Annotated in this window: 9 protein-coding genes, 1 tRNA gene and 3 rRNA genes; 1 reads left to right on the top strand and 12 read right to left on the bottom strand. The window is 66.4% G+C overall.

Annotated features, from left to right (window positions below; genetic code table 11):
* Positions 1-8 precede the first annotated feature (8 nt).
* The 7 genes from OG289_RS36325 to OG289_RS36295 form a co-directional block, all read right to left on the bottom strand.
* Positions 9-554 carry a CinA family protein gene (locus OG289_RS36325; RefSeq protein ID WP_327318263.1) on the bottom strand — a complete coding sequence of 182 codons (546 nt, stop codon included), beginning with the start codon at positions 552-554 and terminating at the stop codon, positions 9-11.
* Complete coding sequence (gene pgsA, locus OG289_RS36320) at positions 551-1,306, bottom strand: CDP-diacylglycerol--glycerol-3-phosphate 3-phosphatidyltransferase (protein ID WP_327318262.1); 756 nt, start codon at positions 1,304-1,306, stop codon at positions 551-553. The genes OG289_RS36325 and pgsA overlap by 4 nt, the downstream gene beginning before the upstream one ends.
* Positions 1,303-2,772, bottom strand: coding sequence for a 30S ribosomal protein S12 methylthiotransferase RimO (rimO, locus tag OG289_RS36315; protein ID WP_327318261.1), 1,470 nt, complete (start codon positions 2,770-2,772; stop codon positions 1,303-1,305). The genes pgsA and rimO overlap by 4 nt, the downstream gene beginning before the upstream one ends.
* 89 nt (positions 2,773-2,861) lie before the next feature.
* On the bottom strand, positions 2,862-3,698 hold the full coding sequence (locus OG289_RS36310) for a helix-turn-helix domain-containing protein (protein WP_327318260.1): 837 nt from the start codon (positions 3,696-3,698) through the stop codon (positions 2,862-2,864).
* Between the two features lie 254 nt (positions 3,699-3,952).
* The gene (locus OG289_RS36305) at positions 3,953-6,673 is read right to left on the bottom strand and encodes a DNA translocase FtsK (protein WP_327318259.1); all 2,721 of its coding nucleotides are present in this window, start codon (positions 6,671-6,673) and stop codon (positions 3,953-3,955) included.
* Positions 6,674-6,859: 186 nt separating this feature from the next.
* A complete protein-coding gene (locus OG289_RS36300; protein ID WP_327318258.1) occupies positions 6,860-7,549 on the bottom strand; it encodes a response regulator in 690 nt (229 codons plus the stop codon).
* Positions 7,550-7,810: 261 nt separating this feature from the next.
* Positions 7,811-13,273 carry a HAMP domain-containing protein gene (locus OG289_RS36295; protein WP_327318257.1) on the bottom strand — a complete coding sequence of 1,821 codons (5,463 nt, stop codon included), beginning with the start codon at positions 13,271-13,273 and terminating at the stop codon, positions 7,811-7,813.
* A gap of 374 nt (positions 13,274-13,647) precedes the next feature.
* Between OG289_RS36295 and OG289_RS36290 the strand changes: the two genes are divergently transcribed.
* A complete protein-coding gene (locus OG289_RS36290; RefSeq protein WP_327318256.1) occupies positions 13,648-16,389 on the top strand; it encodes a SpoIIE family protein phosphatase in 2,742 nt (913 codons plus the stop codon).
* Between the two features lie 53 nt (positions 16,390-16,442).
* On the opposite strand, the gene OG289_RS36285 is transcribed toward OG289_RS36290, so the two are convergent.
* The 5 genes from OG289_RS36285 to OG289_RS36265 form a co-directional block, all read right to left on the bottom strand.
* A tRNA-Thr gene (locus OG289_RS36285) sits at positions 16,443-16,518 on the bottom strand.
* Positions 16,519-16,593: 75 nt separating this feature from the next.
* On the bottom strand, positions 16,594-17,256 hold the full coding sequence (locus OG289_RS36280; RefSeq protein ID WP_327320907.1) for a DegT/DnrJ/EryC1/StrS family aminotransferase: 663 nt from the start codon (positions 17,254-17,256) through the stop codon (positions 16,594-16,596).
* 114 nt (positions 17,257-17,370) lie between these two features.
* A 5S ribosomal RNA gene (gene rrf / locus OG289_RS36275) occupies positions 17,371-17,487 on the bottom strand.
* Between the two features lie 93 nt (positions 17,488-17,580).
* A 23S ribosomal RNA gene (locus OG289_RS36270) occupies positions 17,581-20,703 on the bottom strand.
* 314 nt (positions 20,704-21,017) lie between these two features.
* Positions 21,018-22,543: ribosomal RNA gene (locus OG289_RS36265) — 16S ribosomal RNA — on the bottom strand.
* Together the 16S, 23S and 5S rRNA genes form the textbook arrangement of a ribosomal RNA operon.
* Positions 22,544-22,994: the final 451 nt, after the last annotated feature.

Raw genomic sequence — 22,994 nt, 5'->3', positions numbered from 1 at the left:
TGCAAACATCAAAACCCCCCGTTCTGTTCCGTATCCTGTGCCCGCTCGTTCCCGGTCTGTTCGCCCGCCAGCTCTCTCAGGAGCAGTGCGAGTACGCTCCGTACACTCTCTCTACGAATTTCCGCCCGGTCGCCGTTCAACCGCAGGGCCTCCACTTTTCCGCCAGCGGCGGAACCGGAATCCGCCCCGAACGGACCGTCCACGGCCACGAAGACCGTTCCGACGGGCTGCCCGTCCTGGGGATCGGGGCCGGCCACCCCGGTCGTCGCAACGCCCCAGTCGGCGCCGAGCGCCTTACGCACTCCGGCCGCCATCTGGGCCGCCACCTGCGCGTCCACCGCTCCCCGGGAGGCCAGCAGGCCCGCATCGACCCCGAGCAGATCGTGCTTGAGCCCGGTCGCATACGCGGTGACCGACCCGCGGAAGACCCTGGACGCCCCGGGAATCGATGTGATCTCCGCCGAGACCAGACCACCGGTCAGCGATTCGGCCACGGCAAGCGTCTCTCCGTTCACCGTGAGTATTCGCACCACGTCGGCGGCCGTGGAATTCACGCTTCCGTCTCCTCCGACGCGGCCTGACGCTCGGCGATCCCCTGCCTGCGCAGCACAATGGCCTGTCTCACGTAGTCGAGCCCGGTCACCACGGTCAGGACGACCGCCGCGGCCATCACCCAGAACCTGAGAGTGGCCAGCCACCCTGTCAGCGCCAGGACGTACATCCCGACGGCCACGCCCTGGGTGAGCGTCTTCAGCTTGCCGCCCCGGCTTGCCGGGATGACGCCGTACCGGATGACCAGGAAACGCAGCAGGGTGATCCCGAGTTCCCGGCCGAGGATCACGATCGTCACCCACCACGGCAGGTCGCCGAGCGAGGAGAGGCAGATCAGCGCCGCTCCCATGATCGCCTTGTCGGCGATGGGGTCGGCGATCTTCCCGAAGTCGGTGACGAGGTTGTACGTCCGCGCCAGGTGCCCGTCGAACAGGTCGGTGATCATGGCGATCGCGAAGGCCGCCCAGGCGAGCGAACGCCAGGCCGGGTCGTAACCGCCGTCGGCCAGCATCAGCGCGACGAAGCCGGGCACCAGGATCAGCCGAAGCATCGTCAGCAGATTGGCGATGTTCCAGACACTCGCCTGGTTGACCGCGGCGGCGGCCAGCTTCGCCCCCCGCGGGGGCCTGCCGGCGTCCTGGCCGTCGCCGCCGACACCGGGGGCGTCCGGGGCCGGGCCGGAGACCGGGCTCGCGGCCGCGGCGCCCTTCGCCTGCGAGGGGCCACCCGCAGCCGATGCCGGAACACCCGTCATCTGCCCGCCTCCTCACTACACCCGAACGAACCCTGCAGAGGCTCGGCCACCAGGTCGACACCCTCCGTACCGACCACCTTCGCCTCGACCATACGACCGACGCTCAAATTTTCGCCCGAGGTGAGCAGCACCTGACCGTCCGTCTCCGGCGCCTGGTGCGCGCCACGGCCGTACACGCCCTCCTCGTCCACCGACTCCACGAGCACGTGAACGGTCTCGCCCAGCCGCTCCTCGGCCCGCTGCGAGACGAGCTCCTCGGCGAGCCGGGAGACCCGGGCGAGCCGCTCGGCGACGACGTCCACGTCGAGCTTGTCGTCGTACGTCGCGGCCTCGGTGCCCTCCTCGTCGGAGTAGCCGAAGACGCCGATCGCGTCCAGCCGGGCGCCGTTCAGGAAGCGCTCCAGCTCCGTCAGGTCGGCCTCGGACTCGCCGGGGAAGCCCACGATGAAGTTGGAGCGCACGCCCGCCTGGGGCGCCTTGCTCCGGATGGTGTCGAGCAGTTCCAGGAAGCGGTCGGTGTCGCCGAAGCGGCGCATCGCGCGCAGCACCCCGGGCGCGGAGTGCTGGAAGGACAGGTCGAAGTAAGGCGCGATCTTGGGCGTGGAGGTCAGCACGTCGATCAGACCGGGCCGCATCTCGGCCGGCTGGAGGTAGCTGACGCGCACCCGCTCCAGGCCGTCGACCTCGGCGAGCTCGGGCAGCAGCGACTCCAGCAGCCGGATGTCGCCGAGGTCCTTGCCGTAGGAGGTGTTGTTCTCGGAGACCAGCATGATCTCCTTGACGCCCTGCTCGGCCAGCCATCGCGTCTCGTTCAGCACGTCGCTCGGCCGGCGGGAGATGAACGAGCCGCGGAAGGACGGGATGGCGCAGAACGAACAGCGCCGGTCGCAACCGGAGGCGAGCTTGACCGAGGCGACGGGGGCGCCGTCCAGCCGACGGCGCAGGGGTGCGCGGGGGCCGGAAGCCGGAGCGAGCCCCTCCGGGAGGTCGGTCGGGCCGTGACCGGGAAGCGCGACCGCGGCGGCCGACTCCTGCCGCTCGGCCGGGCTGACGGGCAGCAGCTTGCGCCGGTCGCGCGGGGTGTGGGAGGCGTGGATGCCGCCGTTCAAAATAGTCTGGAGGCGGTCGGAGATGTCGGCGTAGTCGTCGAAGCCGAGCACGCCGTCGGCCTCGGGCAGAGCGTCGGCGAGTTCCTTGCCGTACCGCTCGGCCATGCAGCCCACCGCCACGACGGCCTGGGTTCTGCCGTGCCCCTTGAGATCGTTGGCCTCCAGCAGGGCGTCGACGGAGTCCTTCTTGGCGGCGTCGACGAAGCCGCAGGTGTTGACGACGGCCACGTCGGCGTCCTCGGCATCCTCCACGAGCTGCCAGCCGTCCGCCTCCAAACGGCCTGCGAGCTCCTCCGAGTCCACCTCGTTACGGGCGCAGCCAAGGGTGACGAGTGCGACGGTACGGCGTTCAGGCATGGGCTCAAGACTACTTTGTCCCACCGACACCGAACGTCGACGGGGTTGGTGAAGATCACCAACCCCGTAGCTGCCAAGGCCCGCCCGGCTTATCCGACCTGCGGGTCGCCCTTCGTGTACGTCAGCCGCTCCACCGCTCCGGGCTGGAAATCGTCGTTGAGCTTCTTGCCGTTGACGAACAGATCGATCGCTCCGGCGTCGCCGAGGATGAGGTTGATCTTCTCGCTGTCCTGGAAGGTCTTCGAGTCGCCCTGCTTGAGGAAGCCGTCGAAGATCAGCCGGCCGTTGTGGTCCTTGGCGGAGATCCAGCTGCGCCCGTCGGTGGCGCTGACCTGGACGGTCACCTTGTCCTGGGGGGCCGCGGCGATGGCGCTGTCGGAGGGTTCCGGCGTCTTGTCGGCGGACTTGTCGGTCTTCGGCGTGGGCGAGGCGGTCTTGCCGGTCGAGGGGGTGCCCTCGGCGACCTGCTCCTTCGACGCGCCGTCGTCGCCGCCCTTGAACGCGGTGAAGCCGACGAAGCCGACGACGGCGACGATCGCGGCGACCATGGCCGCGGTCCAGTTCGGCCCGCGCCGCTCGGGGCGGATACGTTCCGCCTCGAAGAGGGGCGCGGCGGGGGTCGGCGCGGGACGGCCGCCGTGGGTGGCGTCGTACCGCTCGATCAGCGGGGCGGGGTCGAGGTGGACGGCCCTGGCCAGGGTCCGGATGTGGCCGCGCGCGTAGACGTCTCCGCCACAGGGAGCGAAGTCGTCCGCCTCGATCGCGTGGATGATGACGATGCGGACCCGGGTGGCAGTGCTGACGTCGCCGACGGTCAGCCCGGCCGCGATGCGAGCCTGCTGCAGGGCACGGCCGATGGAGAAGGGGGCTTCCTCGGACGGGTCTTCGAACGGACGCTCGTCTTCAGGGGAGTTGCCGATGGACACGGGGGCGCCTTTCGAGCGTGTAGCCACCTGTGCTGGAGGTTCAGTCTAGGGGGGGTGCCAAAGGGAGGGGCAACCGGGCGGTGGGACTTTGTACGCCATCGGTATGGCCGGACACGCCGATGACGGGCCGGTTACGGCCCCGGCGGGAGCCGCACCTGTCCTCTCGCTCAACTTGACGTACGTCAAAGGGAAACGGTTGCCCTCCGCTCTCTAACAGGTGAGTCACGGCCGACCCCCGTTTCCCGCACTGACGTCTACCCCTCAGACTCCCCCCGGATCACCGCGAGCACGCCGTCCAACTCGTCCGGCTTCACGAGAACGTCACGCGCCTTGGAGCCCTCGCTGGGTCCGACGATGTTGCGCGACTCCATGAGGTCCATCAGCCGTCCGGCCTTGGCGAAGCCGACGCGCAGCTTGCGCTGGAGCATGGACGTCGATCCGAACTGGGTGGAGACCACCAGCTCGGCCGCCTGGCACAGCAGGTCGAGGTCGTCGCCGATGTCCTCGTCGATCTCCTTCTTCTGCTTGGTGCCGACGGTGACGTCGTCCCGGAAGACCGGCGCCATCTGGTCCTTGCAGTGCTGGACGACGGCCGCGACCTCTGCCTCGGTCACGAAGGCGCCCTGCATACGGGTCGGCTTGTTCGCGCCCATCGGCAGGAACAGGCCGTCGCCCTTGCCGATCAGCTTCTCGGCGCCCGGCTGGTCGAGGATGACGCGCGAGTCGGCGAGGGAGGAGGTGGCGAAGGCGAGCCGGGAGGGCACGTTCGCCTTGATCAGGCCCGTGACGACGTCGACCGACGGCCGCTGCGTGGCGAGCACCAGGTGGATGCCGGCGGCGCGCGCGAGCTGTGTGATCCGGACGATCGCGTCCTCGACGTCGCGCGGCGCGACCATCATCAGGTCGGCGAGTTCGTCCACGATCACCAGCAGGTACGGGTACGGCTGGAGCTCGCGCTCGCTGCCCTCGGGCGGCTTGACCTTGCCGTTCCTTATGGCCTCGTTGAAATCGTCGATGTGCCGGAAGCCGTAGGCCGCGAGGTCGTCGTAGCGCAGGTCCATCTCACGGACGACCCACTGCAGCGCCTCGGCGGCCCGCTTGGGGTTGGTGATGATCGGGGTGATCAGGTGCGGGATGCCCTCGTAGGCGGTGAGCTCGACGCGCTTGGGGTCGACCAGGACCATCCGCACGTCCTCGGGAGTCGCGCGGACCATGATCGACGTGATGAGGCAGTTGATGCACGACGACTTGCCGGACCCGGTGGCACCGGCCACCAGGACGTGCGGCATCTTCGCGAGGTTGGCCATCACATAGCCGCCCTCGACGTCCTTGCCGAGCGCCACCAGCATCGGGTGGTCGTCCTCGGCCGCGTCCGCGAGCCTCAGCACGTCCCCGAGGTTGACCATCTCCCGGTCGGTGTTGGGGATCTCGATCCCGACCGCCGACTTGCCCGGGATCGGGCTGATGATCCGCACGTCGGGGCTGGCGACGGCGTACGCGATGTTCTTCGCCAGCGCGGTGATCCGCTCGACCTTCACGGCGGGGCCGAGCTCGACCTCGTAGCGCGTGACCGTCGGCCCGCGGGTGAAGCCGGTGACGGCTGCGTCGACCTTGAACTCGGTGAAGACGTTCGTCAGCGAGGCGACGACGGCGTCGTTCGCGGCGCTGCGCGCCTTGCCGGGGCCTCCGCGCTCCAGGAGGTCGAGGGAGGGCAGCGAGTAGGTGATGTCGCCGGACAGCTGGAGCTGCTCGGCGCGCGGCGGCAGCTCGCGCATCTCCTCGGGGGCCGACTTGGTCAGGTCGGGGACCGCCCCGCCGGTCTTGAGCTTCTGCTGCCGGGGGCGGGAGGCAGGTGCCGGGACAGGCGTCGGCGTCGTCGGCTCCCGGTCGCCGATGCTCACGCCCTGGGTGAGGTCGGCGACGATCGGCGAGGGCGGCATGCCGTGCAGGACGGCGCCGTCGAGGTCGGCCGCGGCGGCGGCGGCGATGTCCACGGCGTCCAGCTGCCGGTCCATGGCCGGCTGCGGCACCGCGGAGCGCCGGGGCCGGCCGCGCCGCCGGGAGAGCGCCTCCTGCTCGGCGTCGTCGGGGTCGTACGACTGGGGAGCGCCCGAGCGGCGGCGGGGGCGCCCGGGCAGCGCCTCGCGCCACTGCTCGTCGTAGCGCGCGTCGTCGTCGAACTCGTCGTACTCGTCCGCCGCCGGGTCGTGCAGTACGCCGAGCCGCACCCCGAGCTGCCGCAGCCGCTGCGGGATGGCGTTGACCGGCGTCGCCGTGACGACCAGCAGCCCGAAGATCGTGAGCAGCACCAGCAGCGGTACGGCGAGGACGTCGCCCATGGTGTACGTCAGCGGGGTCGCCGCGCCCCAGCCGATGAGACCGCCGGCGTCCCTTATCGCCTGCATGCCGTCGCTGCGGGCGGGCGCACCGCAGGCGATGTGAACCTGGCCGAGCACACCGATGACGAGCGCGGACAGGCCGATCACGATGCGCCCGTTGGCCTCGGGCTTCTCGGGGTGCCGGATGAATCGCACGGCGATGAGCGCCAGCAGGATCGGCACGAGCAGGTCGAGCCGGCCGAAGGAGCCGGTGACCAGGATCTCGACGAGGTCACCGACGGGGCCGCGCAGGTCGGCCCAGGTGCCGGCGGCCACGATCAGCGCGAGGCCGAACAGCAGCAGCGCGACGCCGTCCTTGCGGTGGGCCGGGTCGAGGTTCTTCGCACCGTTCCCTATGCCGCGGAACACGGCGCCGACGGCGTGCGCCAGCCCGAGCCAGATGGCGCGCACGAGTCTGTAGATGCCCCCGGTGGGACTGGGGGCCGGTGCGGGCGCGGGCTTCTTGGCCGCGGCTTTCCTGGCGGGCGCCTTCTTCGCCGGGGCCTTTTTCGCAGCGGCCTTCTTCGCCGGAGCCTTCGCGGGAGCGGCCGCCTTCTTGGCGGGCTGCTTCTTGGCTGCGGAGGGACGTGAGGCCATGGGTGTGAGGTTACCGGTGGAGACCACAACGGACACGTGTGCCCACTGCTTCACCCGTTCGTGTCGCCCCCGCGTGGGCCCGGAATTGACGCGTCCGCTTCGCCGGGAAGGGGAACTGACGCGTCCTCATGCACAACCCCCTGCGTCGCACGCGTCAGTTCCGTTCCGTAGTTCTGTTGGTGCCGCTCAGTTCTGCGACGGCACCGAGGCCGCACCGCTGCCGGTGCCCGGCTCCAGGGCGTCCAGCGCCCGGCGCAGACCGGTGAGTTTGCGCTCCAGGTGCGCCGCCGTGGCCACCGCCGCCGCGTCCGCCGACTCGTCGTCGAGCTGCTTGGACAGCGCCTCCGCCTGCTCCTCGACGGCCGCGAGCCGCGCGGAGAGCTCGGCGAGCAGCCCCGCCGACTCCTTGGCGCCACCGCCCGCGGCGCTCTTGCCGCCACCGCCCTCCAACTGCAACCGCAGCAGCGCCGCCTGCTCGCGCAGCTGACAGTTCTTCATGTACAGCTCGACGAACACCGAGACCTTCGCACGCAGCACCCACGGGTCGAACGGCTTGGAGATGTAGTCCACCGCACCCGCCGCGTATCCGCGGAAGGTGTGGTGCGGCCCGTGGTTGATCGCGGTGAGGAAGATGATCGGGATGTCCCTGGTCCGCTCTCGCCGCTTGATGTGCGCGGCCGTCTCGAAGCCGTCCATTCCCGGCATCTGGACGTCCAGCAGAATGACCGCGAAGTCGTCCGTCAGCAGTGCTTTGAGCGCCTCTTCCCCGGACGATGCCCGCACCAGCGTCTGATCGAGCGCAGAGAGGATCGCCTCCAGCGCCAGCAGATTCTCCGGCCGGTCATCGACCAGGAGGATCTTGGCCTTCTGCACCATGGCCCGCCCTCCTCGCCCCGGCAGTGCACCGGGCGCCGCCCCTGGGGACGACTCCTTTGCGCCGCCCTTCCTTGTGCCGGTCATGGTAGCCGCACCCCGACCGTCGCCACACCCTGTCACCGTGATGTCACTGTGCACGTAGCAGGAACGCAGCAGGAGTCCAGAAGGTTCCCCGAACTCCGCCCCGCTACACGGCGACGGCCACCCTGAGTCAGCGACTCAGGTCGCGCCCCGAAGGCCTCCGTCACGCCGCAGTTCCCCTCACGCGTCCCGCATCCACTGCTGCATCACCGACAGCAGGTGATCGGGGTCGACCGGCTTCGTCACGTAGTCGGAGGCGCCCGACTCGATCGCCTTCTCCCGGTCGCCCTTCATCGCCTTCGCGGTCAGCGCGATGATCGGCAGCCCGGAGAACTGCGGCATCCGCCGGATCGCCGTCGTCGTCGCGTAGCCGTCCATCTCGGGCATCATGATGTCCATCAGGACGACCGCCACGTCCTCGTGCTGTTCCAGGACCTCGATGCCCTCGCGGCCGTTCTCCGCGTACAGCACCGACAGGCCGTGCTGTTCCAGGACGCTGGTCAGCGCGAACACGTTGCGGATGTCGTCGTCGACGATCAGCACCTTCTCGCCGCCGAACCGGATGCCCGCGCGCGCCTGCGTCCCCGCCTCCAGCCCGCGGGCCGGCCACTGCTCCGGCCGCCCCACCTGCTCGCCGCCGCTCACCATGCGGCGCCGACGCCTGAAGAGGGCCGCCGGACCGTTCTGCGCGTCCTGGTACGACCTCACCTCGGCCGGCGTCTCGATCTCCGCGTCGGACAGCTCCGACAGCTCGATCGCCCCGTTCTCCGAGGCCACCAGGTCGCCGGCCTCCAGGGCGGGCACGACCTGCTGGTAGCCCTGCGGCGGCAGCTCGCTCGGGTGCAGCGGCAGATACAGCGTGAACGTCGAACCACGGCCCGTCTCGCTCTGCGCGTAGATCTCACCGCCGAGCAACTGCGCGATCTCCCGCGAGATGGACAGCCCCAGACCCGTGCCGCCGTACTTGCGGCTGGTGGTGCCGTCCGCCTGCTTGAACGCCTCGAAGATCACCCGCATCTTGCTGGCCGCGATCCCGATGCCGGTGTCGGTCACCGAGAACGCGATCAGCGCGGCGTCCGGGTCGGTGAGCGAACCGGCCTCCAGCAGCTGCTCCTTGATCGCCACCGGTACGTCCGCCCCGGCCGGCCGGATGACCAGCTCGACCGAGCCGGAATCGGTGAACTTCACCGCGTTGGACAGCAGGTTGCGCAGCACCTGGAGCAGCCGCTGCTCGTCGGTGTGCAGTGTGGCCGGCAGCTCCGGAGACACCCGCACGGACAGGTCCAGGCCCTTCTCCGCGGTCAGTGGCCGGAAGGTCGCCTCCACGTAGTCCACGAGCTGCACCAGCGCGATCCGTGTCGGCGAGACGTCCATCTTGCCCGCCTCCACCTTCGACAGGTCGAGGATGTCGTTGATCAGCTGGAGCAGGTCGGAACCGGCGCCGTGGATCGTCTCGGCGAACTCGACCTGCTTCGGCGAGAGGTTGCCCTCCGCGTTGTCGGCGAGCAGCTTGGCAAGGATCAGCAGCGAGTTGAGCGGCGTGCGCAGCTCGTGCGACATGTTGGCGAGGAACTCGCTCTTGTAGCGCATCGACACCGCGAGCTGCTCGGCACGCTCCTCCAGGACCTGCCGCGCCTCCTCGATCTCGGTGTTCTTCACCTCGATGTCGCGGTTCTGCTGGGCCAACAGCTCTGCCTTCTCCTCCAGTTCGGCGTTGGACGCCTGAAGGGCCTTCTGCCGCTGCTCCAACTCCGCCGACCGCTCCCGCAGTTGCTCGGTCAGCTCCTGCGACTGCTTCAGCAGCAGCTCGGTCTTGGTGTTGACGGAGATGGTGTTGACGCTGGTGGCGATCATCTCGGCGAGCTGGTTGAGGAAGTCCTTCTGGATCTGTGTGAACTTCGTGAACGACGCCAGCTCGATCACACCGAGCACCTTGCCCTCGAACAGCACCGGCAACACGATCACCTGCGCGGGCGGCGCCTCGCCCAGCCCCGAGGAGATCTTCAGATAGCCGCTCGGGGCGTTCGCGACGAGGATCGTGCGCTTCTCCTCCGCGGCCGTACCGACCAGCGCCTCACCCGGCCGGAACGACGTCGGCATGGAGCCCATCGAGTACCCGTACGAGCCCAGCATCCGCAGTTCGTACTGGTCGGCGTCGCCGTCCGCCGGCGGCATCGCCAGGAAGAACGCGCCGTGCTGCGCGGCCACCAGGGGCGGCAGCTCACTCATGATCAGCGAGGCCACGTCCTGAAGGTCACGCCGCCCCTGCATCAGGGCGGACACGCGCGCGAGGTTGCCCTTGAGCCAGTCCTGCTCCTTGTTGGCGATCGTGGTGTCGCGCAGGTTGGCGATCATCTTGTTGATGTAGTCCTGGAGCTCCTGGATCTCCCCGGACGCGTCCACGTCGATCTTCAGGTTCAGGTCACCGCGGGTCACCGCGGTCGCCACACGCGCGATGGCACGCACCTGACGGGTCAGGTTCCCGGCCATCTCGTTCACCGACTCGGTGAGGTCCCGCCAGGTGCCGTCGACGTCACGCACGCGTGCCTGCCCGCCGAGCTGCCCCTCCGTACCGACTTCACGGGCAACGCGCGTGACCTCCTCGGCGAAGGACGACAGCTGGTCGACCATCGTGTTGATGGTCGTCTTCAGCTCGAGGATCTCCCCGCGCGCGTCGATGTCGATCTTCTTCGTCAGGTCGCCCTTGGCGATGGCCGTCGTGACCATGGCGATATTGCGCACCTGCCCGGTCAGGTTGGACGCCATGCCGTTCACCGAATCGGTGAGGTCCTTCCAGGTGCCCGCCACCCCCGGCACATGGGCCTGACCGCCCAGGATGCCGTCCGTACCCACCTCACGGGCCACCTTGGTGACCTGATCGGCGAACGAACTCAGCGTCTTCACCATCGTGTTGAAGGTGTCGGCGAGCTGCTGGACCTCCCCGCGCGCCTCGATCGTCACCGTCCGGGTCAGGTCGCCGTTGGCGACGGCCGCGGCGACCTGGGAGATGTTGCGCACCTGCATGGTGAGGTTCTTGGCCATCAGGTTGACGTTGTCGGTGAGGTCCTTCCAGATGCCGGTGACGCCCGACGCATGCGCCTGGCCGCCCAGGATGCCCTCGGTGCCCACCTCGCGGGCCACCCGGGTCACCTGCTCGGCGAAGGACGACAGCTGGTCCACCATCGTGTTCACGGTGGTGACGAGCTCGAGGATCTCGCCCTTGGCGTCGACGGTGATCTTCTTCGACAGGTCGCCCTTGGCGACCGCGGTCGTGACATCGGCGATCTGACGCACCTGGATGGTCAGGTTGTTCGCCATGAAGTTCACGGACTGCGTGAGGTCCTTCCAGGTGCCGGAGACACCCTGTACCTCGGCCTGCCCGCCGAGCTGCCCCTCCGTACCCACCTCTCGGGCAACACGCGTGACCTCCTGGGCGAACGACGACAGCTGGTCCACCATCGTGTTCAGGGTGTTCTTCAGCTCCAGGATCTCCCCGCGCGCGTCCACGGTGATCTTCTGGGAGAGGTCACCGCGGGCCACGGCGGTGGCGACCTGGGCGATGTTGCGCACCTGGGCGGTGAGGTTGCCGGCCATGCCGTTCACCGAGTCCGTCAGGTCCCGCCACACACCGGCCACACCGGGCACCTGCGCCTGCCCGCCCAGCCGTCCCTCGGTGCCCACGTCGCGTGCGACCCGGGTCACCTGGTCGGCGAACGCGGAGAGCTGGTCGACCATCGTGTTGATGGTGTTCTTCAGCTCCAGGATCTCCCCGCGCGCGTCGACGTCGATCTTCTGCGAGAGGTCACCCCGGGCCACCGCCGTCGTCACCTGTGCGATGTTGCGCACCTGAGAAGTCAGGTTCCCGGCCATCGAGTTGACGGAGTCGGTGAGCTCCTTCCAGGTACCCGAGACGCCGTCCACCCGGGCCTGCCCGCCCAGCCGGCCCTCGGTACCCACGTCCCGGGCCATCCGGGTCACCTGGTCGGCGAACGACGACAGCTGGTCCACCATCGTGTTCACGGTGTTCTTCAGCTGGGCCATCTCACCGGAGACGTCCACGGTGACCTTCTGCGACAGGTCACCGTTGGCCACGGCCGTGGTGACCTGCGCGATGTTCCTCACCTGTCCGGTGAGATTCCTGAACGCCGTGTTGACGGAGTCCGTCAGGTCCTTCCACGTCCCCGCCGCACCCGACACCTGCGCCTGACCGCCCAGCTCACCCTCGACCCCGATCTCCCGCGCCACGCGCGTGACCTCGGCACCGAAGGCAGACAGCTGGTCGACCATCCCGTTGACGGTGTTCTTCAGCTCCAGCATCTCGCCGGCCACGTCCACCGTGACCTTCTGCGACAGATCCCCGCTGGCCACGGCCGTCGTCACGGCCGCGATGTCCCGCACCTGAGTGGTCAGGTTCCGGAAGACGGTGTTGACGGAGTCCGTCAGGTCCTTCCACGTCCCCGCCGCACCCGGCACGTTCGCCTGACCGCCGAGCTGCCCCGCGGCCCCGACCTCGTTGGCCACGCGCGTGACCTCGTCCGCGAAGATCCGCAGCGTCTCGGTCATCTGGTTGATCGTCTCGGCGAGCTGCGCGACCTCTCCGCGCGCCGGCACGGTCACCTTCCGGGACAGGTCACCGTTGGCGACCGCCGTCGTCACCTCCGCGATCCCGCGCACCTGGGCCGTCAGATTCCCGGCCATGGTGTTCACCGAATCGGTGAGCTCTTTCCACACCCCGTCCACGCCGGACACCTGTGCCTGACCGCCCAGGATGCCCTCGGTGCCCACCTCGCGCGCGACCCGGGTCACCTCGACCGAGAACGCGGAGAGCTGGTCCACCATCGTGTTGACGGTGTTCTTCAGCTCGAGCATCTCGCCCTCGACGTGAACCGTCACCTTCCGGGACAGATCACCCTTGGCCACGGCCGTCGTCACCAGTGCGATGTCCCGCACCTGCGCCGTGAGCCGGTACGCCATCGTGTTGACGGACTCCGTGAGGTCCTTCCACGAACCGGACATACCGCGCACCTGGGCCTGCCCGCCCAACTTGCCCTCGGTGCCCACCTCACTGGCCACGCGGGTGACCTCGTCGGTGAACGTCGACAACTGGTCGACCAGGTTGTTCACCGTCCGCCCGACCTTCAGGAACTCCCCGCGCAGCGGATGCCCGGTCCCCTCCGGTGTGTGCGTCCTGAGCTCCATCCGCGGCGACAGATCACCCTCGGCCACCGCCGACAGCACCCGTCCGACCTCGGAAACAGGCCGTACGAGGTCGTCGACCAGCGCGTTCGAGTTGTCGATGGCGGTCGCCCAGGACCCCTCACAGGCGCCCGTCTCCAGCCGCTCGGTGAGCTTTCCCTCACGTCCCACCATGCGTCGCACCCGCGACAGCTCACCCGTGAGGTGCAGATTACGATCCGCGACCTCATTGAACACGGCCGCGATCTCCGACATCACGCCGTCCCCGGACACCGTGAGCCGCTTGCGGAAATTGCCGTCCCGCATGGACACAAGAGCGACCAGCAGCCGGTTCAGGGCCGCCGTGTCCACGACGGTGGTGCCGCCGCGTGGTGTGCGCTGCCTGCTCAGGGACTGTCCGCCTTTCGCGCGCGTCTTAGTGCCCCGCGTCGCTGCGCCAGACTCCACTTGTCCCTCCCGCAGGGATCGACCGTTACCGCTGTGCCTGGGTACTACTGCTCGCCATGCCTGTTGCCGCCAGGTTTTCCGCCTGATGAAACCAGGCGGACCCGGTGGGCTGCTGCCCCCTGTGCGCAGAAGACACCCAGTCTGCCCGGACCTTCACAAGAAGCTTGCCCAGTGTTTCACCCTTGCCGAACCAGGCCATAACAGTTCGGCAGCTTCGCACATCGTCCGCACACGCTCGGGCGAAAACACTGGTGACCGGCATCCGCAGGGACCGGGAAGGTAAGTAACCTTGCATGCGGCTGTCCAGCCGCGCCGGTCCGTCCGGCCTGGGCGGTGGCACGAGCACGAGCGGGCATCGGAGGGCGGCCGCACACATGACCACCGGACTGATCCCGGGGGGACAGACCCCGGACCCCCGGCCTTCAGGCACGCGCCCGCCCCACCAGCGGCGCGACCTGGCCGGCGAGGGAGCCCTGCACGTCGACGACCGGCCGAGGAGTTCTGTGATCACCGCGCGCGCGGCTGCCAGCTTCGAGCCCGTCGGGCGATCGGTAGCGACCGCCCGCGCCTTCGTCCGCGACACCCTCCAGGGCTGGGGCTTCGCCGACATCGTCGACGACGCCGTGGTCCTCACCAGTGAACTGGTGACGAACGCCGTCGTCCACGCGGGCACCCACGCCGAGGTCCTGTGCCTGCGCAGCGACGACGGAGTACGCATCGAGGTGGCCGACCGGTATCCCGAACGTGAGATCCCCCTCCAGGGCTCGCCCGCCACCATGGGCAGCCCCGACCGCGAAGGCGGCCGCGGCCTCCAACTCTGCGCGGCCATCGCCGGCCGCTGGGGCGTCGACTACACCCCGACCCACAAGCAGGTCTGGTTCCAACTCGACCTCCCCGACCGCCCGGTGGGCACCCGCACGGCCGGCCCGTCCCTCCCGGCCGATCTCCTCCCGCTCGCCGACAGCCGGGTGCGCGTGGCGGTCGTCCAGATCGACCGTGCGGGCGCCATCTCCGCCTGGAACGAGGACGCCGAGGAACTCTTCGGCTACCCGGCCGACCAGGTCATCGGCAAGCCCCTCACCGACCTCGCCGCCTGGCCGCACACCCCCGGCACCAGCACCGGCATCGTGGAAGCCCTCCAACTCTCGCGCTGGGAGGGCAGCTACGGCATCCGCGGCGCCAACGGCCGCGTCACGCCCGTGTACGCCTCCCACCTCCGCGTCCGCGACACCGACGGCGAGCCCTCCACGGTCTGTCTCCTCGTCCGCGACCACGAACGCGCGGTCCTGCAGACCCCGTTGCGCGTCCCGGCCTCCGACGCGACCACCGGCTCCGACGGCCAGAGCACCGACCCCTTCGAGGTGTTCATCGGCTCCCCGGCCCCGGACGACCTCGACGGCCTCCTCCAGCGCACGGTGGAACGCGCCCGCGACATGCTCGACGCCGACTCCGCCTTCCTCCTCCTGGCGACCGACGACGAGACGGAGCTGGAGGTCCGCGCCTCCACCGGCCTGCCCTCCGCCCGCCAGCGCTTCGCGCGTGTGCCCGTCGAGGCGGGCCCCGGCCGCTACGGCTCGGCCCGCATGCCGGCCGTCCACGAGGACCTCCTCGCCGTCCCCGGCGCCGTCCCCCTGCTGAACGGCACGGGCATGCGCTCGGTCGTCACGGTCCCGCTGAAGGTCGAGGGCCGCCTGACGGGCTCCCTCGGCGTGGCGGCCGAATCCCCCGGCCGCTACTCCAACGAGGAGGCCCTGCGCCTGCAGTTCGCGGCCGACCGCATCGCACTGGCCGTGGAGTCGGCCCGCCTGGGCGAGCTGGAGCGCCTGCGCCGAGGCTCCCTCAGCTTCCTCGTCGAGGCCTCCGACCTCCTCGCGGGCACACTGGACCGCGACCAGACCCTGGCCCTGATGGCCCAGATGACGGTCCCGACCCTTGCCACCTGGTGCGCGGTCTACACGATCGCCGACCAGGCCTCCGACCCCTACCTGTCGTACGTCCTGCACGAGGACGAGGAACTCATCGACGGCATCAAGTCGTTGCTCTCGAAGATCGCGCCGCCGGATCCGGTCCCCACCCCCGGCGCCCGGGTCTGGGCTGCCCCCTCCGAGGCCGCGCACGACGCGGCCCTGCGCAGCTCCATGCGCAGCCTGGGCCTGACCGGCGGCCCGACCCACCAGGTCTCCTCGGGCATCGGCCCCACCCTGGCGACGGCCTCGGCGGTGGGCGGCGAGACGGTCGTCCTCCCCCTGGTCGCCCGTAACCGCGTCATCGGCATGCTGACCCTCGGCAAGCCCACCGACGAACACTTCCGCCAGGAAATCCTGGAACTGGCCGAGGACTTGTCCCGGCGTGCCGCCCTCGCCCTCGACAACGCCCGCCTCTACTCCGAGCGCACGGCCATCAGCCAGTCCCTCCAGCGCAGCCTCCTGCCCCCGGAACTCCCCGAGATCGACGGCGTCGAGGTCGAGGTCATCTACCGCGCGGCCGGCGAGGGCAACGAGGTCGGCGGCGACTTCTACGACGTCTTCCCCATCAGCGACGGCGCGTACGGCTTCGCCATCGGCGACGTCTGCGGCACGGGCCCGAACGCGGCTGCGGTGACGGGCCTCGCCCGCCACGCACTGAGGCTGCTGGCCCGGGAGGGCCTCAGCGGCCCTGCCGTCCTGGAACGCCTGAACTCGGCGATCCTCGACGAGGGCGCCCGCAGCCGCTTCCTGACCCTCCTCTACGGCGAGATGCGCCCCCAGGAGGACGGCAGCGCGGAGTTGAAGGTGGTCTGCGCCGGCCACCCGCTCCCCCTCCGCCTGCGACAGAACGGCACGGTCGAGGCGGCAGCCGAACCCCAGCCGCTCCTGGGCGTCATGGAGGACCTGGAGCTCTACGAGCAGACGGTCACCCTCGACCCGGGCGACGTCCTGCTCTGTGTCACGGACGGCGTCACCGAGCGCCGCGAGGGCACCCGCATGCTGGGCGACGACGGTCTCGCCGACGTCCTCTCCACCTGCACCGGCCTCACAGCGGGCGCTGTCGCGGCCCGCATCATGCGCGCGGTCGAACGCTTCGCGTCGGACGCCCCCTCCGACGACATGGCCATCCTGGCGATGCGGATGGCGTGAAGGAAGGGGGACATGAGAAAAGCCCCCGCCCGAACGGGCGGAGGCTTTCTTTGTGGAGCCCCCTAACGGAATCGAACCGTTGACCTTCTCCTTACCATGGAGACGCTCTGCCGACTGAGCTAAGGGGGCCTGTCGCCTTTTGAGGTTTCCCTCGCTGCAACGGAATAGATCATACCCCGAACAGGCCGGTGTTCCCAAACCCGTTCAGAAGGCGGGCTGAAGCAGTCCACCCAGCGCGTTGCAGGCCGAAACGATCCGCTGCATGTCCCGCTTCGTCAACGACGCATCCACCGGCAACGCGAGGGTCTCGTCCGCTGCCAGCTCGGTCTCCGGCAGCGACACACACCGCCTGAACTCGGGCAACCGGTGCAACGGAGTCTTCACCGGCACCCGGCACTCGACTCCCCTGCCCCGCAAGGCGCGTGCGAACGCATCCCGGTCGGGCCGCCCGTTCCCCGGCACCCGCACGACGTACTGCTGATAGGTGTGCCCATCCCCACCGTCGGGCATCCGCACCCCACGCAACCGCCCGTCCAGATAAGCGGCCCGCTCCCGACGCTGCGCGATCTCGTCGTACGGCGCCTCGGACTCCCCCTGCTCCAACACCAACAGCCCATGCCGCCGCCCAACGGCATGCAACCGCCCGACCTCTGCCGGCCGACCGAAGCGGTGTACGACAACGACGGCCGCGGTCCGCTGAGTTATGACCGCTTCGACGGCAACCGGGTCGAGGCAGTAGGTCACCGGATCGACGTCGGCGAACACCGGCAGCGCACCCGCCAGGGTTACCGCTCCGGCGATTTCCACATTCCCGAAGGCCGGCACGATGACCTCGTCACCGATTCCGACGCCTGCAGCCCTGAGCATTGCAGCAGTACCCATGCCGTGGATGCTGGGGGCGCAACATGAACTTCAAGTGACCAAAAACAAAAAAGGGTTGGGCTCCGAACCGAAGTTCAGAGCCCAACCCTTTGAATGATTGTTCGGCGGTGTCCTACTCTCCCACAGGGTCCCCCCTGCAGTACCATCGGCGCTGTAAGGCTTAGCTTCCGGGTTCGGAATGTAACCGGGCGTTTCCCTCACGCTATGACCACCGAAACACTATGAAACTGTTTCAGCCGCACCACACCCGTGACCATGGGCATGGGGCCGTTCGTGGTTTCAGAACCAACACAGTGGACGCGAGCAACTGAGGACAAGCCCTCGGCCTATTAGTACCAGTCAGCTTCACCCATTACTGGGCTTCCACATCCGGCCTATCAACCCAGTCGTCTACTGGGAGCCTTACCCCATCAAGTGGGTGGGAATACTCATCTCGAAGCAGGCTTCCCGCTTAGATGCTTTCAGCGGTTATCCCTCCCGAACGTAGCCAACCAGCCATGCCCTTGGCAGAACAACTGGCACACCAGAGGTTCGTCCGTCCCGGTCCTCTCGTACTAGGGACAGCCCTTCTCAATATTCCTGCGCGCGCAGCGGATAGGGACCGAACTGTCTCACGACGTTCTAAACCCAGCTCGCGTACCGCTTTAATGGGCGAACAGCCCAACCCTTGGGACCGACTCCAGCCCCAGGATGCGACGAGCCGACATCGAGGTGCCAAACCATCCCGTCGATATGGACTCTTGGGGAAGATCAGCCTGTTATCCCCGGGGTACCTTTTATCCGTTGAGCGACGGCGCTTCCACAAGCCACCGCCGGATCACTAGTCCCGACTTTCGTCCCTGCTCGACCCGTCGGTCTCACAGTCAAGCTCCCTTGTGCACTTACACTCAACACCTGATTGCCAACCAGGCTGAGGGAACCTTTGGGCGCCTCCGTTACTCTTTAGGAGGCAACCGCCCCAGTTAAACTACCCATCAGACACTGTCCCTGATCCGGATCACGGACCCAGGTTAGACATCCAGCACGACCAGAGTGGTATTTCAACGACGACTCCACCTGAACTGGCGTCCAAGCTTCACAGTCTCCCACCTATCCTACACAAGCCGAACCGAACACCAATATCAAACTGTAGTAAAGGTCCCGGGGTCTTTCCGTCCTGCTGCGCGAAACGAGCATCTTTACTCGTAGTGCAATTTCACCGGGCCTATGGTTGAGACAGTCGAGAAGTCGTTACGCCATTCGTGCAGGTCGGAACTTACCCGACAAGGAATTTCGCTACCTTAGGATGGTTATAGTTACCACCGCCGTTTACTGGCGCTTAAGTTCTCAGCTTCGCCACCCCGAAGAGTGACTAACCGGTCCCCTTAACGTTCCAGCACCGGGCAGGCGTCAGTCCGTATACATCGCCTTACGGCTTCGCACGGACCTGTGTTTTTAGTAAACAGTCGCTTCTCGCTGGTCTCTGCGGCCACCCCCAGCTCGAGGAGCAAGTCCTCTCACCAGTGATGGCCCCCCTTCTCCCGAAGTTACGGGGGCATTTTGCCGAGTTCCTTAACCATAGTTCACCCGAACGCCTCGGTATTCTCTACCTGACCACCTGAGTCGGTTTAGGGTACGGGCCGCCATGAAACTCGCTAGAGGCTTTTCTCGACAGCATAGGATCATCCACTTCGCCACAATCGGCTCGGCATCAGGTCTCAGCCCCATGTGCGACGGATTTGCCTATCGCACGGCCTACACCCTTACCCCGGGACAACCACCGCCCGGGATGGACTACCTTCCTGCGTCACCCCATCACTCACCTACTACAAGTCTGGTCCGTCGGCTCCACCACTTTCCATTCCCCGAAGGGTCCGGAACGGCTTCACGGACTTAGCATCGCCTGATTCAATGTTTGACGCTTCACAGCGGGTACCGGAATATCAACCGGTTATCCATCGACTACGCCTGTCGGCCTCGCCTTAGGTCCCGACTTACCCTGGGCAGATCAGCTTGACCCAGGAACCCTTAGTCAATCGGCGCACACGTTTCTCACGTGTGAATCGCTACTCATGCCTGCATTCTCACTCGTGAACCGTCCACAACTCGCTTACGCGGCTGCTTCACCCGGCACACGACGCTCCCCTACCCATCACGATCCCCGTTGGGGGTATATATCGCAATGACACGACTTCGGCGGTACGCTTGAGCCCCGCTACATTGTCGGCGCGGAATCACTAGACCAGTGAGCTATTACGCACTCTTTCAAGGGTGGCTGCTTCTAAGCCAACCTCCTGGTTGTCTGTGCGACTCCACATCCTTTCCCACTTAGCGTACGCTTAGGGGCCTTAGTCGATGCTCTGGGCTGTTTCCCTCTCGACCATGGAGCTTATCCCCCACAGTCTCACTGCCGCGCTCTCACTTACCGGCATTCGGAGTTTGGCTAAGGTCAGTAACCCGGTAGGGCCCATCGCCTATCCAGTGCTCTACCTCCGGCAAGAAACACACGACGCTGCACCTAAATGCATTTCGGGGAGAACCAGCTATCACGGAGTTTGATTGGCCTTTCACCCCTAACCACAGGTCATCCCCCAGGTTTTCAACCCTGGTGGGTTCGGTCCTCCACGAAGTCTTACCTCCGCTTCAACCTGCCCATGGCTAGATCACTCCGCTTCGGGTCTTGAGCGTGCTACTGAAACGCCCTGTTCGGACTCGCTTTCGCTACGGCTACCCCACCCGGGTTAACCTCGCAACACACCGCAAACTCGCAGGCTCATTCTTCAAAAGGCACGCAGTCACGAGACACCAAGCAAGCTTGATGTCCGACGCTCCCACGGCTTGTAGGCACACGGTTTCAGGTACTATTTCACTCCGCTCCCGCGGTACTTTTCACCATTCCCTCACGGTACTATCCGCTATCGGTCACCAGGGAATATTTAGGCTTAGCGGGTGGTCCCGCCAGATTCACACGGGATTTCTCGGGCCCCGTGCTACTTGGGTGTCTCTCAAACGAGCCGCTGATGTTTCGACTACGGGGGTCTTACCCTCTACGCCGGACCTTTCGCATGTCCTTCGCCTACATCAACGGTTTCTGACTCGTCTCACGGCCGGCAGACCGTAAAAGAGAGATCCCACAACCCCGTACACGCAACCCCTGCCGGGTCTCACACGTATACGGTTTGGCCTCATCCGGTTTCGCTCGCCACTACTCCCGGAATCACGGTTGTTTTCTCTTCCTGCGGGTACTGAGATGTTTCACTTCCCCGCGTTCCCTCCACATACCCTATGTGTTCAGGTATGGGTGACAGCCCATGACGACTGCCGGGTTTCCCCATTCGGAAACCCCCGGATCAAAGCCTGGTTGACGACTCCCCGGGGACTATCGTGGCCTCCCACGTCCTTCATCGGTTCCTGGTGCCAAGGCATCCACCGTGCGCCCTTAAAAACTTGGCCACAGATGCTCGCGTCCACTGTGCAGTTCTCAAACAACGACCAGCCACCCATCACCCCCGAGTCACACCCGGAGTTCACTGGGGCCGGCACTGAAGGCAGCCATACGGCCATACCCTCAGACACCCAACAGCGTGCCCGGCACCCTCGCCGCTTCCCTCATTCGTTCCACGCCCCGAAGAGCAGTACTGGAAGGAGAAGACGATCAAGAGTGCCGAATAATCAACGTTCCACCCATGAGCAACCAGCATCGGACGTACGCCGATGTACTGGCCTCTGAACCAGCCCCGAAGGACCGGCTTAGAAGTGCTCCTTAGAAAGGAGGTGATCCAGCCGCACCTTCCGGTACGGCTACCTTGTTACGACTTCGTCCCAATCGCCAGTCCCACCTTCGACAGCTCCCTCCCACAAGGGGTTGGGCCACCGGCTTCGGGTGTTACCGACTTTCGTGACGTGACGGGCGGTGTGTACAAGGCCCGGGAACGTATTCACCGCAGCAATGCTGATCTGCGATTACTAGCAACTCCGACTTCATGGGGTCGAGTTGCAGACCCCAATCCGAACTGAGACCGGCTTTTTGAGATTCGCTCCACCTCACGGTTTCGCAGCTCTTTGTACCGGCCATTGTAGCACGTGTGCAGCCCAAGACATAAGGGGCATGATGACTTGACGTCGTCCCCACCTTCCTCCGAGTTGACCCCGGCAGTCTCCTGTGAGTCCCCATCACCCCGAAGGGCACGCTGGCAACACAGAACAAGGGTTGCGCTCGTTGCGGGACTTAACCCAACATCTCACGACACGAGCTGACGACAGCCATGCACCACCTGTACACCGACCACAAGGGGGCGACCATCTCTGGCCGTTTCCGGTGTATGTCAAGCCTTGGTAAGGTTCTTCGCGTTGCGTCGAATTAAGCCACATGCTCCGCTGCTTGTGCGGGCCCCCGTCAATTCCTTTGAGTTTTAGCCTTGCGGCCGTACTCCCCAGGCGGGGAACTTAATGCGTTAGCTGCGGCACCGACGACGTGGAATGTCGCCAACACCTAGTTCCCACCGTTTACGGCGTGGACTACCAGGGTATCTAATCCTGTTCGCTCCCCACGCTTTCGCTCCTCAGCGTCAGTAATGGCCCAGAGATCCGCCTTCGCCACCGGTGTTCCTCCTGATATCTGCGCATTTCACCGCTACACCAGGAATTCCGATCTCCCCTACCACACTCTAGTCTGCCCGTATCGAATGCAGACCCGGGGTTAAGCCCCGGGCTTTCACATCCGACGTGACAGACCGCCTACGAGCTCTTTACGCCCAATAATTCCGGACAACGCTTGCGCCCTACGTATTACCGCGGCTGCTGGCACGTAGTTAGCCGGCGCTTCTTCTGCAGGTACCGTCACTTTCGCTTCTTCCCTGCTGAAAGAGGTTTACAACCCGAAGGCCGTCATCCCTCACGCGGCGTCGCTGCATCAGGCTTTCGCCCATTGTGCAATATTCCCCACTGCTGCCTCCCGTAGGAGTCTGGGCCGTGTCTCAGTCCCAGTGTGGCCGGTCGCCCTCTCAGGCCGGCTACCCGTCGTCGCCTTGGTGAGCCATTACCTCACCAACAAGCTGATAGGCCGCGGGCTCATCCTTCACCGCCGGAGCTTTCAACCCCCACCCATGCGAGTGGAAGTGATATCCGGTATTAGACCCCGTTTCCAGGGCTTGTCCCAGAGTGAAGGGCAGATTGCCCACGTGTTACTCACCCGTTCGCCACTAATCCCCACCGAAGTGGTTCATCGTTCGACTTGCATGTGTTAAGCACGCCGCCAGCGTTCGTCCTGAGCCAGGATCAAACTCTCCGTGAATGTTTTCCCGTAATCGGGATCGCACACACGAGAGCGGAACAGCCAGGCGGAATAAGCCCGGCCGTTCACAGCGTCCTCGCTGTGTTTTTTCAAAGGAACCTCATCCTCGGCTATCACTGCCGGGGACGGGGTATCAACATATCTGGCGTTGATTTTTGGCACGCTGTTGAGTTCTCAAGGAACGGACGCTTCCTTTGTACTCACCCGAGAGACTCTCTCAGGCTTTCCTCCGGGCGCTTCCCTTCGGTCTTGCGTTTCCGACTCTATCAGATCTTTTCTCGATCCGATTTCCTCGGTGCTTTCCAGGTTCCCGCTTTTGTTTCGCGGTTTCCTTTCCGGCGGTTCCGACTTTATCAGAAGTTCTGAGTCGGTTTTCCCGACCCCTCCCGGGGACTGGTTCCGGAGCACGAAGCTGCCGGGTTCCCGTTCGGGCGGAGACGTAAACGTACTG

The organism is Streptomyces sp. NBC_01235, from assembly GCF_035989285.1.
GTDB lineage: Bacteria > Actinomycetota > Actinomycetes > Streptomycetales > Streptomycetaceae > Streptomyces.
Note: the sequence above shows the minus strand (reverse complement) of the source record. Positions and strands in the feature narration are given on the sequence as shown.